A 14,728-nucleotide genomic window follows, 5' to 3' on the forward strand; every position below is an offset into this window, starting at 1 on the left:
TCGAGGATTATCCTCTCATTCTTTGGTTTTGCGGCTTCTTGGCGCGCCAAGAGCCTTAATAAGCAGAGAATGGAGGCGGCCGGAGGGAAGAGTACTGCGGTAGTAATGGCGACAGGGAGTAGCGAGGTACCATCGCTATTATCATTGATACTAGGATTCACTATTTATTCATTGGAAGGAACAACAACCATGGCATGCACCACCATTCTGGTCGGCAAGGACGCGAGCTATGACGGCTCGACCATCATCGCGCGCAACGAGGATTCAGCGAACGGGGAGTTCAACCCCAAGCGTTTTGTCGTCACCAAGCCCGCTGACCAGCCTCGCCATTATCGCAGTGTGCTGAATCGTCTCGATATTGAACTTCCCGACAACCCGTTGCAATACACGTCGTTGCCGAACGCTGACACCAAGGACGGTGTCTGGGGTGAAGCAGGCTTCAACGAGGCGAACGTGGCCATGAGCGCCACCGAGACGCTCACCACCAACGAGCGCGTCATCGGCGCCGATCCATTTGTCGAGTTCGAACCGGCCAAAGGCAAGAAGGGTGAGCCGGACTATGTGCCGGAAGTTGCCGGCGGCATCAGCGAAGAGGATTTCTTGACCATCGTTCTGCCGTATATCAAGACCGCTCGTGAAGGCGTTCAGCGCCTCGGTTCGTTGCTTGAGCAGTACGGCACCAACGAAATGAACGGTGTCGCCTTCAGCGATGTCAATGAGATTTGGTGGCTTGAGACGGTCGGCGGTCACCATTGGATCGCCAAGCGCGTGCCTGACGAGGCCTACGTCACCATGCCGAACCAGCTGGGTATCGACGAATTCGACCTTGAAGACGCGTTGGGCGAGCAGGAGAACTGCATGTGCTCCGCCGACCTTAACGAATTCATCGAGGCCAACCATCTCGACCTCGCCGTCGAGGCCACCACCCCATTTAATCCGCGCGACGCGTTCGGTTCGCACTCCGATTCCGACCACGTCTACAACACCCCGCGCGCCTGGTACATGCAGCGTTTTCTCAACCCCTACGACGAGGTCTGGGACGGCCCGGACGCTGACCATACCCCGGAATCCGACGATATCCCGTGGGCCCGTCAGCCCGAGCGCAAGGTCACTATCGAAGATGTCAAGTATGTGCTGAGCTCGCATTATCAGGGCACGCCTTACGATCCCTACGGCCACCTCGGAAACGAGCATACGCGCCACATGTACCGCTGCATCGGCATCAACCGTCAGAGCCAGCTTTCTGTAATGCAGATTCGTCCGTACCGTCCGCAGTCTGACCGCGCCATCCAGTGGGTTTCCTACGGTTCGAACCCGTTCAATGCGCTGGTGCCGTTCTACCCGAACGTTGACGCAACGCCGGCCTACCTCGAAGCGACCACGACCCGCGTGACTTCCGAAAACCTTTACTGGGAGAACCGCATCATAGCGGCCCTGTGCAACTCCGCGTTCGCCGAAACCTCCAACGCCATCGAGCGTTATCAGGAACTGACCGGTGGCATGGGCCATCGCATGGTCGCGGCCACCGACGAGCAGATTGCTCGCCTTGGCGGTGACAAGGAGGCCAGTGCCGAATCCATGGCCCGGGCCGAGCTTAACGCCGGCAATCCTGAAGGCGATGTCGAGCCCATGGAGCCAGACCAGATCATTGCCGCCACCCGCAATGCCGAAGTCCGCGAGATTCTGCGCGCCGCCAACCAGTCGATGGCCGACCAGATCAAGAAGGAGACCGACGCTCTGCTCGATACTGTGCTCTACACGGTCTCGATGAAGATGGCCAACGGCTTCAACCGCTCCGACAACTAAAGCATCGGCTCTTGCGACGATTCGTTTGTGCCCTTAACCCATGCCGAACTTCGAGTTTCCGTAAGGTTAGGGGCACAATTTTGGTTTTTGCCTTTAGCGCTTTAATGCTTGTGCGGCTGCCTTTTAGCGCAGGGTTAGGGGCAGATATGACTAATGCCGTATTGGTCTTGACCCATCAGCTGCTAATCTTGCTTGGCTTCTTATTGATCGTCTGTTATAAAAATTAATTCTGGCCGTGCTGCAACTTGCGGGCGCGGCTGCTGATAGGCTTTGGGTATTGGTTGCAGTTTTATCGGCACAGTCGGTTTATCGCGCTGGCTGTGTATCAGTTTTGATAGAATTCCGTAACTTTAAATAGTTCTTACGTGTTCCGAAAGCAGGTACAGCATGGCTCTGATCGATCAATTCACCACCCAATATGGACTGGTCAAAAAAATCGATGCGTTCGGTTATCTCGATTATTTGAAGAATCACGCCGATGAGCCACGCAAACACGGCAAAGTCGTGCTCGTTACCGCCGATACACCGCTGAAGGCCTCTCGCGGCGAAGGCAAGACCACCACCACCATCGCGCTGATCGACGCGTTGCGCGCGCGCGGCATCGACGCGACCGCCGTGCTGCGCCAGCCGAGCATGGGCATCACTGCGGCCGGCTCCAAAGGTGGTGCTTCGGGCGGCGGTAAGTCCTCGCTTTCGCATCCCGAGTTGATTGACTGGGGCCTGTGCGGCGAAATGGCCGCCATCGAAAACGCGCAAAACCTGCTGGTTTCCTTCGCGGAGAAGGCCATTGACGATGGGCTTATCGACACGATTCTGGTACCGCGCGTCTCGGAAGTGCCGTCGCGTTCGCTGCGCCAGATTGCCGTCGACCGTGGCAAGGGCAACGTTCCCGAGCGCGTGGTGCTGACCCCGACCTGCGAGCTGATGCAGATCGTTGTACTTTCCCATTCCATGGACGAGATTGCCGAGCGCGTCTCGAAAATGGTCGCCGGCACGAAGGATGGCAACCCCGTCACCTTCGGTTCATTTATTGATTTGTGGCGTATCACTGGCATCCTCGGCGATGCGGTGAAGCCCGCCCAGACCGAGACGGTCAACGGCTCACCGGTCTACGTGCACTGCGGCCCATTCGCCAACGTCTCGCTGGGCATCCCAAGCTTGGTTTCGGTGGAAATGGCCTGTGCGCTGCACGATGTCGTGGTGGTCGAAGCTGGGTACGGTGCCGATGCCGGCGCTCAGAAGTGGCTTGACATCGCCTGCCGCGAGTTTGGTGCAGAATGGCCGGCGGCCGCTGTGGTGGTCACCCGTGCTTCGACCTGGCGCGACGATCCGAAGCTTGCCTGGCGTTACCCGTTCCACGTCCATCGCCTCGAAAACCTTGGTATTCCGACGTTCCCGTTAGTCAATCTCTGGGACGGCGAGGACGATCAGATCGATTCCCTGCGTGACACCGCGAAATCATTGGACTTCCGCAATCCTATCATCGGCAATCTCTTCCGTGACGGTGGCGAGGCCTTGGCCCCACAGCTCGATGGATTTGTGGGTGCGCTCGATTCGACGAATAACGTCGCCAACGCCAATGCAGCCAACGCTCCCGCAGATTCCGCCGATCCGGAGGCTGCCAACAATCGTGCCAGCCACAAGGGCATGGGTTTGGTCGAAGACGTGAAATGGATTGCCGACAATGCTTACGGCGTCCCGGCCGAACGTGTGCTGACCAAAGTCGGTTTCGCCGAATCCCTGGCCGCCGCGACTGAACTGTGCAACGGCGTCGGCACAAGCATCGACGACCTTGCGGTGGTTGCGGTGAAGTCCCCGGCAACGATGACCGACGACGATTCCGCCGCAGCTGACGAGCGCACCGTAACACTCAAAAAAGTCGAGCCGCACCTCGGTGCTGGCGTGGTGCAGGTCAACCTCACCACCTCGCTCACTACCCCGATGCCGAAGATCGTCTGAGGCCGCCGTATGGCTGGAAACGACGAGAGTGACGGGACTGATAAGGGCAGCGTTATTGAAAGTAATACATCAAGTGGTACGGTCGGCAATAATGACAACAGTGCCGACAGAAATACTGCTAATACCTCCGAAAACGAAACTCGCATCGGCCAGACCACACGGGACGCCGACAGCACTTCGCTGAGCGCCGACCAGCGCGCAGCCATCTCCGGCCTTGCCAAAGACAACGTCTACGTCAAGCAGTCCAAATGGACCACGTTCCGACAGCTTCCCGCCGGACAGAAGGGCTCATTTTTCGTCCAGCATTTTCTGCTTGGTACCGTTCTGGTCGTCGTCGCCCTCGTCGTCGTCATTTCGCTGGTGGTCACTTACCTGACCAAGCCGCCGACACCGGTGTTCACGTTGGAAGCGGTGAATATGCGCGAAAATTCGCAGCAAATCAGCGCGTTGAAAGACGGATTCGTCAAATACGATAACGTCAAGGACGCGCGTCTGGTGAGCTTCGACAGCAGCCTGAACGTCGGCAGAAACAGCTATACCGACGATTCTCCGAAAATCATGACCCAGATGTCGGCCGGTCAGATCAATGCGATGATTTCCGACAGGAAAACGATGGCCACCCTCAACAAACGCGGCTTGGTCAACAAGCCTGCGGATGTGCTTTCCGCCTCGGAGCTCAAGCACTACCTGGATATGGGCGTTCTGGTCGACGCCAAGGGCAATCCGGCCACGAGCGCGAAAGACGCCCTTTGTTTCGACCTTTCCCGCTCCCAAACATGGAAAGCCAAAGGGTTGCCGAGCGCCGCGTTGTTCGGTTTCGCCAACGTCAGAAACGGCAAGGACCATCCCCGAGCTTTCGTGCGCTATCTCGATTTTAAATAAAATAGAGCTGAAAATTATTTGCGCCTGAATTGCGGAAATCGAAATGGTTGTTGGCCAACGTCGATAATAAAAGGCGATAAACAGACCAATCGAAACTCTTGGTAGGTTTATCACCTTTTAACAATTTCTATCGACACTATTCAACGTCGACGGTCACAAAACTCAGAAATTGCCGCCGTTCCAGCCCCAGTCGCCGGTGGCCGTATAGCGGATATACGTGCGGTCTTCGGGCACGCCGAGCTCGTCGTGCAGCGCGGTCATAATCTGCTTCGACATCGATTCCCACACGGAGCGGTCGACGCTGCCGGGCGCGCCCATGACGTTGACCTCGACGTAGGCCGCCGGCTTATCGTCGGTACCGCCGAAGTAAATCGGCATGTTGTCCTCGAACGGGCACATCAGCCAGCTCTCGGTCTTGCCGGGGACGGCGGTGATGGCCTTGCCGTACGCGGCCTTGAGCGCCTCGCGCTGCTCGGGGGTGGTGGAAACGGAAACGTGGGTATGGATGACTGGCATGGTAGCTCCTTCGTTAGGCTTGTGAATCCTTGTTGTCACTGACATCATATGGCAACCGTCGGGTATTCGGCCATCCACGTCCCATTTCCGCCTCGTGACACAGTCGCATATGTAACGCTTGTGCGCTGGTTCGCGCCACGTTTGCAATCTGCTGTTGTGTTTCGTTGCGTTTGTGACGCTTACGGGTTAATTAGTGTCATGTTTGCAATCGGCCGTTGTGTTCTGTTGTGTTTCTGATGCTTGTGCGCTGGTTTGCGTCACGTTTGCAGTCCGTAGTTGCGTTTGCGACAAACCGGCGGCGAATAATGTGGCGGTGCTGCGCAGATTATCGGGGTATTTGGTGCAGGTATGCCCGTGGCGTCCTTCTTTGCTCGGGTTGTGCGTACATTTGGAATGTTGATACGGATTGACATATCGTGCTCTATTGAAAAATATCGCTTGATGATATTTGAATAGGCCAATTCCAGCGCGCGAACGTAATCGACAAATGATGAAGGGGAAGGAACGGCATAACGATGAGCGGTAGGCAAGCCCAGGAACCAGGCAGCAGCATAGCGACGGCCCCGGGAAAACTGTATATCGCCGGCGAGTACGCGGTGGTCGAGCATGGCCATCCCGCAATCCTGGTTGCCGTCAACCGCCTCTTGACCGCCCGCATCACCGAACATGACACTTCTTCCGCCGCAGCTCAGCCGCAATCCTTCGGCGTCGATCCGGTCGGCCGTATCCATTCTGCGGGGCATCCCGAAGCATCGGTGACTTGGCGACGTCGTGCCGGGCGTGCGGTGCCTGACCTGGAGCAGCCGGGCGCGGCATTCGTGCTTTCCGTCATCCATGCGGTCGAGGAATTGGCCCAGCAGCAAGGCCGAGATCTCAAGATCTACGATGTCAATATCGAAAGCGAACTGGACGACGCCTCCGGCCGCAAATACGGCCTCGGTTCATCGGCCGCGGTGACCGTGGCCATGATGAAGGCGTTGACGGCGTTCTACGGTCTCGAACTCGAGCCGATACAGCAGTATAAACTCGCGTTCGTCTCTGCCAGCCGCGCCCAGAAGGTCGGTTCAGGCGGCGACTTGGCGGCAAGCCTTTTCGGCGGTTGCATCCGTTTTACGGCAGTCGACCGGCAGTGGGTCACGAATCGCTTGCAGGACACGGCGCTGAGTGACCTGATTGATATGCCTTGGCCTGGGCTGAGCATCGCGCGGCTTCGCGCGTTCGAGCCGTCGAGCAGCCTGCGTCTGATGGTCGGATGGACGGGAAACCCGGCATCCACGCCTTCGTTGGTCGGCCATGTCCAGCAGCAAAGCGCCGCCGAACACGAGCGGCTGTATCAGGGCTTTCTGAGTAGCAGCGATGCCTGCGTTGACGCATTGGCGCAGGCGTTAGTTTCCGACGACGAGCAGGCCGTCATTGCACACGTGCGCGAGGCACGCAAACTGCTGCAGACCCTTTCCTCGTTCACCGGAGTCACCATCGAGACCCCGGCCTTGCGTGCTCTCGTCGAGGTGGCCGAAAGCCACGGTGCCGCGGCGAAAAGTTCCGGTGCCGGCGGCGGCGATTGCGGCATCGCGATTGCCGGGCCGAATGCCGACAGGGTTGCCGTCACGCGCGGTTGGCAGGATAAAGACATCGTTCCGCTGGATTTGTCGGTGCATACTCCGCAGGTCGAGCTTGCCGATTGGATGGGTGAGACCAAGGATTTCGAGTTCGGTAGGTTTGCCGGGGGCCTAGGTGCTACCCGAAATTTTCGCGATAACGTCGGCATAAAACTTGGTGCCGGGGGCGGAGCTGAAACCGTGGTCGGGGCCGACGGCTCGGAGGCTTTAAATTCAAATGTTGCCAAGGGTGCAGATGGATTGCTTGGCATGGATTCACAGGTTTCCGGCGCCGGCTCGAATCGCAAGGATGACCACGTGCGTCTCGCGCTGGCCGAACATGGCGACGCGCAGCACAATGCCTTCGATGATCTGGCTTTCATACACCACAGCTTGGGCAGCGTCGATGTTGATGACGTCGATATGTCCACGAAAGTCTGCGGGGCACAATGGGACGTGCCGTTCTATATCAACGCGATGACCGGCGGGTCGGCGAAAACCGGGTCCATCAACGCCGCGTTCGCCCGTGTCGCCGCCAAAACCGGCGTGGCCATGGCCTCCGGTTCGCAGCATGCCGCCATCCGTGACCCGAAGCTTGAACCCACGTTCACAACGATTCGCAAGAACGACCCGTCCGGTTTCGTCTTTGCCAACGTCGGGCTTTCTGTGAGTGTCGAGCAGGCCTTGCATGCCATCGAGATGATCCACGCCGATGCCTTGCAGATTCATATCAACGCCACCCAGGAACTGGTGATGCCGGAAGGCTCGCGCGATTTCGATGTGTGGCCAGAGCGTATAGCAGCAATTGTGAAGGCTTCGCCGGTGTCGGTGATGGTCAAGGAAGTCGGTTTCGGCATGAGCGCGCGAACCGTGCGGCAACTGGCTGAGCTAGGCGTGCGTACGGTGGATGTCAGCGGCCGCGGTGGCACCGATTTCGCGCGTATCGAGAACGCGCGGCGAGATGGTCACGAATACGCTTATATGGCCGGTTGGGGGCAGTCCACGGCATTGTGCCTTTTGACGCTGCTGCCCGATAAATGTAATGCGTTAAATAATAATGGTGCCGGCATTCGTGTATCCGAATCGGGTTTCGACAGTACGACAAATAATAAAGTGGGACGCGATACGGAAGTTGCGAGTTCTCGTGTGAATGGCGAGAATAATAGCGGATGTTCTCGTGCGGCCAGTGCCGGCTTGTGTGGTGGTGCTGATGGCATTGAGAGAGTCGACAGCATCAAAAATGATGTAAATCATCGCAGTATCAACAGTGTTGATGTGCTCGCTTCCGGCGGCGTGCGCAACCCGCTCGATGTGGTGAAGGCGCTCGCACTAGGCGCTAAGGCCGTCGGCGTCTCCGGCCATTTCCTACAGGTTCTAAATGCTTCAGGTGAGGACGGCCTGGTTGCCGAGATCAACAGCTGGAAGAGCCAAGTGCGCTCGCTGATGGCCCTGCTCGGTGCGAAAACCGTTGCGGATTTGCGGCATACGGATCTGCTGGTCACCGGCAAAACCGCAGAAGAGGCGCGTTTGCTGAGTGTCGATCTGGCTATGCTGGCACGTCGCCTTTGAGCAGTCGGTCGATGTGCCGACGCAGCACGAATCGATGATCATGATGCCGCTCTGTTGTTTGCCAAAATATAAATATATACGAAACCGGCTCCAGGCCTTCCCATTTTCAGCGCATTCCCTGATTTTGAGGCCTCTTGGTGCACCAAGTGGGCCGTTTTTGAAGGATTCATGGGTTATTTGCCGAATTTGTGGGTACTTGGTGCACCAAGTGGGCCGTTTTTTGAGGAATGAGGGGGAATTCGTGATTTTTGTGGGTACTTGGTGCACCAAGAGGCCTCAAAATCACGAATTACTGAATTCTGGTGGGTGGGATTCAATAGAAGTATGTTTCCTACATTTCTGAACGAGGACGCCGAAACCGTGGCACGGCGGTTGCTCGGCTGCACGTTGGCGCGCGAAATCGACGGCGAGACGTTGACCGTGCGTATCGTCGAAACCGAGGCCTACGACCAACTCGACCCCGCAAGCCACACCTTCCACGGCAAAAGCGACCGCAACCGCGCGATGTTCGGCCCATCCGGCCACGCTTACATCTACTTGGTCTATGGCATGAACCTTTGCATGAACGTCACCGCATTCGAGGAGGGCTTCGGAGCGGGCGCGTTGATTCGCGCCGCCGAACCGGTTGATACAAGAACCGTGGAAATCATTGAAAGGCGCCGTGGTGGCAAGCGTATCAAGGACTGCCTCAACGGCCCGGGCAAGATCTGTAAGTCGCTCGGCATCACGATGGATCTTTATGGTCATGACCTGCGTAAGCCGCCGTTGAGGCTGGAAGCGGGTTCACTGCGTCCCGGCGAGCATATCGAAGCTACGCAACGTGTTGGCATCACCAAGGCCAAGGACCGTCCGCGGCGTTTCATCATCGGCGGTAATCCGTATCTTTCGCGATGAAATCCTGGGCTTGAATCGCACGAAATTATGCCAGCGCAACCACAATGACGACGAGGTTCATCAAGCTAGTGAAGGCCTCGATGCCGCCGACCTGCATGGCTTTCATACGCTTGTGGTGCGGCGCGAAGATTGCAATCAGCAACAGTACTGTGGCGGCGATGCCCCAGAGCAAGGTGGCGGCCATCACGCCTCGGGCTGCGGTGAATCCGGCGAAGTTCTGCAGCATTGCAGGTGCCGCGAAACTCAGTGCAGCGAGGATGGCGTGGTAAATAATCGACAGTGCGTAATAGTCGGAATTGCCGTATTTGCGGAACATGGTCTTGACGAAAACGACCGAAGCATATTCGGTGAGAATAAACGCGATTGCGGCGACCGCACCGGCTTTTGGCAGCAATGGCGAGCCGAGAAAATATTGCGATGTCACGCTAGGGTGAAGTCCGGTTGGCGACAATCTGGACGCGAAACTTTCGTGCGGCGCTGCAGCCACGAAGAACCGTGAGCCCAGCGAAGTCGCGATCAGAGCCATCCCGCCAGCGGCGATAACTGAAACGGCATTGCCCCAAAGCGTCCGCTCGCGCCGCAGCCACGCGGCCACGAACGAAAGCACAGCGAGCACGGCATAGGCCGGAATCCACCACAGTAGTTTCGGCGCGGATACGAGAACCGGAATCCCCACGATGGCCGTAGCAATGAGGTAGACGGCCGCCGGAACGAAGTAGACGTTGGAATGGCGCTTTTTGCTTGCGCTCGAACGTTGAGGGATGTGGCCAGTAGGGGAGCCGGAAAGCGATGAATGGTCCTTTGCCTTTTCGGCGGTTTTCCGCGCGTCTTTGGCTTCGTGCGAGCGAACGGCGAGCCAACGAGCCGCGCTGAACTGGAAGCAATAGCACAGGGTCCATGCCACAGCCAGCCAAACATTACGCCAGGAGATTCCGCCGACCACGATTCCGCCAATCGCCGGGAACAGCGCCATGACCCAAGCGCCCGGTTGATCAGGCAGCCAGAGTTTTGCGACTTTTTTATGCATTTTAGTCTCTACCATACTTACAGCATAGTCATGGTCATTTCTTTTCGATAGTAAGTAATCTTGAAAAATATCCTGTATTCCAATCGGAAGTGACATAGTGGCATCAACCGGAAGGAAATACAAAAAAGAAATTAGTAAATCGTGTGTCATATTGACAAATATAGTTTAACGCTTTATCATTGTTGATTACGGACTGATAAAACGTTAAATCAATTCGGAGTTCAGTGTTGAAACTCTGTTTTATCAGGTTGCTATATCGTAGAAGAGAGGTGGACACGCCGTGTTTGGGTAAATGTGATGATGACAGTTTTGCTACCATTGTCGGTCTCAAAATCATTCATCTTATACAAGAAGTGAAATGAAGAATTGTTACCACGTAGGTAATGGTTGATTCAAAGTCGATTCTTTAATCTCCGTACTCGTAGCAGCGAAATCGATTTTATCGTCGAGCCGCACAGGCTCTGCCGGTTCATATTTTCTTCTTTGTCTGTTTGGATGGGGTTTTGATTGTTGCGAACGAGATTCGCGCAGACGAGACGCGGGCAATGCTATAGATTGTCAACGTGTGAGGTCAATGGCAAGTATTGAGGACCTTTGCACATAGTGTGACGGAGAAGGTGCAGGGCGTCATGTGACGACGCTTGCGGCCGGATTCGTTCGTTACTTTTTCAGAGAGGAACATTATGCAAAAGATTATCTTGGATTTGGATACCGGCATTGACGATACCCTCGCCATTGCGTATGCACTTGGAAGTCCTGAAGTCGAATTGATTGGCATCACGGCCACGTATGGGAACGTCACGTTGGAGCAGGGTATGCGCAACGATCTGGCGATCACTGATTTGTTCGGCCACTCGCAGGTACCTGTCTATCCTGGCTTGTCGCATGCAAGCACAAAGGATTCGTTCACCGTGCTTTCCGGTTCGGCCTTCATCCATGGCAAGAACGGCATTGGTGATGTTGAGATTCCGGATTCCGCAAGGAACGCGGAGTCGGAGAACGCTGTCGATTTCATCATCGACGCGGCTCATCGTTATGGCGAAGAACTCACATACGTGGCCACTGGCCCGCTGACCAACATCGCTGCTGCGATTGCCAAAGAGCCTGATATCAAGAACGAAATCGGCAAGTTTGTCATCATGGGTGGGGCGCTGACCGTCAGCGGCAACGTCGCTCCGTGGAGGGAGGCCAACATCTCCCAGGATCCGGAAGCCGCAAATGCGCTGTTCACTTCCGGTGCGCAAGTGACGATGGTCGGCCTCGACGTGACTCTCCAAACACTCCTGACCACCAAGGAAACACAACAATGGCGTGATTTGCACACTGCCGCGGGCGATTTTTTGAGTGATATGACTGATTATTACATCCGTGCTTACGCCAAGACCTCGCCCAAGCTTGGAGGTTGTGGTCTTCACGATCCGCTGGCGGTGGGCGTGGCCATTGATCCGACGCTGGTTAAGACGCTTCCCATCAATCTCAAGGTGGACACCGAAGACCCCACTAGGGGACGTACGATTGGCGACAAGGACAAACTCAACGATCCGCACAAGACCACGCAGGTGGCCATCGGCATTGACGTCAATCGGTTCCTTTCGGAGTTCATGTCGCGAATCAGCGCCTTGGCCGAAGGAAAACGCTAACTTCGGTCCGTTGGCGGCTTCCTTCTTTTTCTGCAAATAAATCAATAATCACAACATTCAACCATCGAGGAAAAACATGTCAACATCATCATCCTCGGCGCCGGATCAAAAGGTTGCGGCACCTGATGCAAAAGATTCCGAGATAACCAGCGATATGGCCGTGAAGGCCCTGATTCCGCTGCTTATCACCTTCGTCCTAGGTACGCTGTGCCTGCAGGGCTTCAATATGGTCTTCCAACAGATCGGCGAGGCCGTTGGTGCTCCGCAGCAGGCCTCGCTGATTACCGCCATCCCGAGCATCGTGCTGGGCATCGTCTGCTTCGTCTACGGCTCGCTCGGTGACTTCGTGTCGTTGAAGAAGCTTGTCGTGGTAGGCATTACTTTGCTCGTTGCCGGCTCCCTGTTGGGATTCTTCGGTAATTTCTTCTTCAATGCCAACATCTGGACGGTTATCATTGCCAGGTCCATCCAGACAGCCGGTGAACAGGTGGCTGGTTCGGTCTATCTGGTCGTGGCCACCAAGTATCTCAAGGATTCGCTGAAGGTCATCTTCTTCGGCATCTTTACCGCCGGTTATCAGGTCTCCGCTGCCATCGGAGTGTTCGCGGCCGGTTTCCTGACCTCGATCCACTGGCAGTATCTGTTCCTGATTCCCGCAATCACGATCTTCTTCCTGCCACTATTGCTGCATAATCTGCCGAACAAGACCGGCAATGGTGAGAAGGTGGACGCCCTTGGCTTCATCATCTTCGGCACTGCCGTAGCCTTCATCACCCTCTTCTTCTCCTACAAGAGCTGGTGGATGATCGGCGTGTCCGTGCTGCTGTTCGTGGTGTTCGCAGTCTATATTCACAAGGCCTCGCACCCCTTCATCACCCCAGCCTTCTTCCACAACAAGCGCTGGCTCATGGCCATTTCTCTTATGCTGCTGCTCTATCTGCCGAACTACACCTTCTCCCCGCTGTTCAACGGCATCTTCGTCAAGGTGTTCCACATGTCCACCTCGCAGGTCTCCACCTACTTGGTATGGGGCTTCGTGGTCGGTGCCACCGTGGGCATTTGCTCCGGTTGGATTGTGGGCAAGATTGGCACCCGCACCGCCATCATCGTGGCGGCCTGCATGAAGATTCTGGGCTTTGTGCTCGAGATTTTCTGCATGAATCTCGGACCGTTTGCGATGACGCTTGCTGCATGCATCTACTATGGCGGTGGCGGCTTCCTATACTCCCCACTGGTCTCCACGGTGCTTGGCACGTTGCCCAAGGATCAGTCCGGCCGTGGCGTCGGTATGAACGATCTGGCTATGAACGTCTCCAGTTCCATCGGTATTGCCGTCATCGGCGGTTTCATGAATTCCCCGGCCCTCCAAGCCGGCAGCATCAACGGAACCACCGGTCTGGCCGCCAACTATGCCAACCTGTTCCTGCTTGACGCGGTGCTTATTGTGATCGCGTTGGTTGTCTACTTCGTCTTCAATAAGAAGATCTACGCTCAGGACAAGTGATGCGATTGAAAGCTTTGGGTTGCAGGGCGTAACTGCCCCGTAACCTAAGGGTTTTCAGGGACGAAGTCAGGTCTAATCACCTGGCTTCGTCCTTTTGTTTTCCGCGGTGAAACCGGGTTTGCAGGTTTGCTTTTTGGATGGTATATGGTAATCTGCATTTTCGTTTGTGTTTCGGTAACGTTCGGTAATGCTCCATTCACATTCTGCAACAATAGTGATTGGTTATTTTTATGGCGTTATTGATTTTGACAAAAATGGTTTAACGCTTTATCATAGGTTTTGGCCAAATGATAAAACGTTAAACCATGACGAAAGGACAGAAAACATCACAATATAATTTGGTGGTGTTTGCAGAATTTTTCTTACAAAGGATTGATTGATATCATGACACAAGCTGATACGGTAACGCCGATTATTATCGACACCGATCCCGGCATCGATGATGCGGTCGCCATCGCGATTGCACTGTACGACCCGACGCTGGATGTCAAGCTCATCAGCACAGTAGCCGGCAACGTCGGCCTCGACGCAACGACGCTGAACGCGGAGAAGCTCCTAACGTATTTCGGCAAGGATGTGCCGATCGCCAGGGGAGCGGCAGAGCCGTTGATTCACAAATTCGAGGATGCCAGCGATATTCACGGCAAAACCGGCATGGAAGGGTTCGATTTCCCTGAACCGCGCAAGGATCTGCTGCTCAAAGAAAACTCGGTCGATGCGATGCGCAACGTGCTGATGTCCAGTGACAAGCCGATTACCCTGGTCACCATTGGCCCGTTGACCAACGTAGCCCTGTTGCTTAAGGCCTATCCCGAAGTCAAGGCCCACATTTCCGAGATTGTGACGATGGGTGGCTCCGTGACCCGTGGCAACAAGGGTGTAATGGCAGAATTCAATGTGTATGTCGACCCGGAAGCCGCCAAGATCGTACTGAAGTCGGGTATCCACGTCACCATGGCGACGCTTGACGCGGGCATGGGCACCGCGATTCCGCCCGAGGAGACGGCTCGCATGGACACCATGGGTAAGGTCGGCCACATGGCCCACGACCTCTTCCAGCGTTACCGCAAGCGCAGCTTTGGCACGGGGCTGAAGATGTATGACCCCTGCGCCATCGCCTGCATCCTGCAGCCGGACCTGTTCACAATGGAAGATGCATTCGTCGATGTCGAGACCTCCGGCGAGCTGACTCAGGGCTGCACCGTGGTCGATCTGAAGGGTTACCTCAAGAAGGAACCGAACGCGACTGTTACCACAGGCGTAGATTCGCAGCGCTTCTGCGAGTGGTTCATGAAGGCTATCGAACGCTGCGACTGAGTGCTCGACTAGAGAT

The 14,728-nt window shown here is 55.9% G+C and carries 10 protein-coding genes; 8 read left to right on the forward strand and 2 right to left on the reverse strand.

Going from position 1 to position 14,728, the window contains the following annotated elements; all coding sequences use genetic code 11:
* Positions 1-189 precede the first annotated feature (189 nt).
* From OZX70_RS01000 to OZX70_RS01010, 3 genes are all read left to right on the forward strand, one after another.
* Entirely contained in the window at positions 190-1,806 is a 1,617-nt protein-coding gene (locus OZX70_RS01000; protein WP_277181272.1) for a C69 family dipeptidase, read from the forward strand.
* Positions 1,807-2,193: 387 nt separating this feature from the next.
* Entirely contained in the window at positions 2,194-3,765 is a 1,572-nt protein-coding gene (locus OZX70_RS01005; protein WP_277181274.1) for a formate--tetrahydrofolate ligase, read from the forward strand.
* A gap of 9 nt (positions 3,766-3,774) precedes the next feature.
* The gene (locus OZX70_RS01010; protein WP_277181276.1) at positions 3,775-4,647 is read left to right on the forward strand and encodes a hypothetical protein; all 873 of its coding nucleotides are present in this window, start codon (positions 3,775-3,777) and stop codon (positions 4,645-4,647) included.
* Positions 4,648-4,809: 162 nt separating this feature from the next.
* Here OZX70_RS01010 and OZX70_RS01015 read toward each other — a convergent pair whose 3' ends face one another.
* Entirely contained in the window at positions 4,810-5,163 is a 354-nt protein-coding gene (locus OZX70_RS01015) for a phenylpyruvate tautomerase MIF-related protein (RefSeq protein WP_277181278.1), read from the reverse strand.
* Between the two features lie 515 nt (positions 5,164-5,678).
* Here OZX70_RS01015 and OZX70_RS01020 point away from each other — a divergent pair.
* Together OZX70_RS01020 and OZX70_RS01025 are read left to right on the forward strand one after the other, a co-directional pair.
* The gene (locus OZX70_RS01020; RefSeq protein WP_277181280.1) at positions 5,679-8,330 is read left to right on the forward strand and encodes a phosphomevalonate kinase; all 2,652 of its coding nucleotides are present in this window, start codon (positions 5,679-5,681) and stop codon (positions 8,328-8,330) included.
* 324 nt (positions 8,331-8,654) lie between these two features.
* On the forward strand, positions 8,655-9,224 hold the full coding sequence (locus tag OZX70_RS01025) for a DNA-3-methyladenine glycosylase (RefSeq protein WP_277181282.1): 570 nt from the start codon (positions 8,655-8,657) through the stop codon (positions 9,222-9,224).
* Positions 9,225-9,249: 25 nt separating this feature from the next.
* Here OZX70_RS01025 and OZX70_RS01030 read toward each other — a convergent pair whose 3' ends face one another.
* Complete coding sequence (locus OZX70_RS01030) at positions 9,250-10,266, reverse strand: YwiC-like family protein (protein ID WP_277181283.1); 1,017 nt, start codon at positions 10,264-10,266, stop codon at positions 9,250-9,252.
* 668 nt (positions 10,267-10,934) lie between these two features.
* Between OZX70_RS01030 and OZX70_RS01035 the strand changes: the two genes are divergently transcribed.
* The 3 genes from OZX70_RS01035 (at position 10,935) to rihC (ending at position 14,712) form a co-directional block, all read left to right on the forward strand.
* Positions 10,935-11,891 (forward strand): nucleoside hydrolase, encoded by a 957-nt coding sequence (locus tag OZX70_RS01035; RefSeq protein WP_277181286.1) that lies wholly within the window; start codon positions 10,935-10,937, stop codon positions 11,889-11,891.
* Between the two features lie 154 nt (positions 11,892-12,045).
* Positions 12,046-13,395, forward strand: coding sequence for an MFS transporter (locus OZX70_RS01040; RefSeq protein WP_277182056.1), 1,350 nt, complete (start codon positions 12,046-12,048; stop codon positions 13,393-13,395).
* A gap of 384 nt (positions 13,396-13,779) precedes the next feature.
* Complete coding sequence (gene rihC / locus OZX70_RS01045; protein WP_277181288.1) at positions 13,780-14,712, forward strand: ribonucleoside hydrolase RihC; 933 nt, start codon at positions 13,780-13,782, stop codon at positions 14,710-14,712.
* Positions 14,713-14,728 lie beyond the last annotated feature (16 nt).

The sequence above is a fragment of the Bifidobacterium sp. ESL0732 genome (assembly GCF_029395535.1).
Classification (GTDB): Bacteria; Actinomycetota; Actinomycetes; order Actinomycetales; family Bifidobacteriaceae; genus Bifidobacterium.

Bases quoted from the DNA above. Each gene is read 5' to 3' on its own strand.
- OZX70_RS01025 (WP_277181282.1), top strand. From the start codon at position 8,655: ATGTTTCCTACATTTCTGAACGAGGACGCCGAAACCGTGGCACGGCGG.
- OZX70_RS01010 (WP_277181276.1), top strand. From the start codon at position 3,775: ATGGCTGGAAACGACGAGAGTGACGGGACTGATAAGGGCAGCGTTATT.
- OZX70_RS01035 (WP_277181286.1), top strand. From the start codon at position 10,935: ATGCAAAAGATTATCTTGGATTTGGATACCGGCATTGACGATACCCTC.
- OZX70_RS01040 (WP_277182056.1), top strand. From the start codon at position 12,046: ATGGCCGTGAAGGCCCTGATTCCGCTGCTTATCACCTTCGTCCTAGGT.
- OZX70_RS01030 (WP_277181283.1), bottom strand. From the start codon at position 10,266: ATGGTAGAGACTAAAATGCATAAAAAAGTCGCAAAACTCTGGCTGCCT.
- OZX70_RS01000 (WP_277181272.1), top strand. From the start codon at position 190: ATGGCATGCACCACCATTCTGGTCGGCAAGGACGCGAGCTATGACGGC.
- OZX70_RS01005 (WP_277181274.1), top strand. From the start codon at position 2,194: ATGGCTCTGATCGATCAATTCACCACCCAATATGGACTGGTCAAAAAA.
- OZX70_RS01020 (WP_277181280.1), top strand. From the start codon at position 5,679: ATGAGCGGTAGGCAAGCCCAGGAACCAGGCAGCAGCATAGCGACGGCC.
- rihC (WP_277181288.1), top strand. From the start codon at position 13,780: ATGACACAAGCTGATACGGTAACGCCGATTATTATCGACACCGATCCC.
- OZX70_RS01015 (WP_277181278.1), bottom strand. From the start codon at position 5,163: ATGCCAGTCATCCATACCCACGTTTCCGTTTCCACCACCCCCGAGCAG.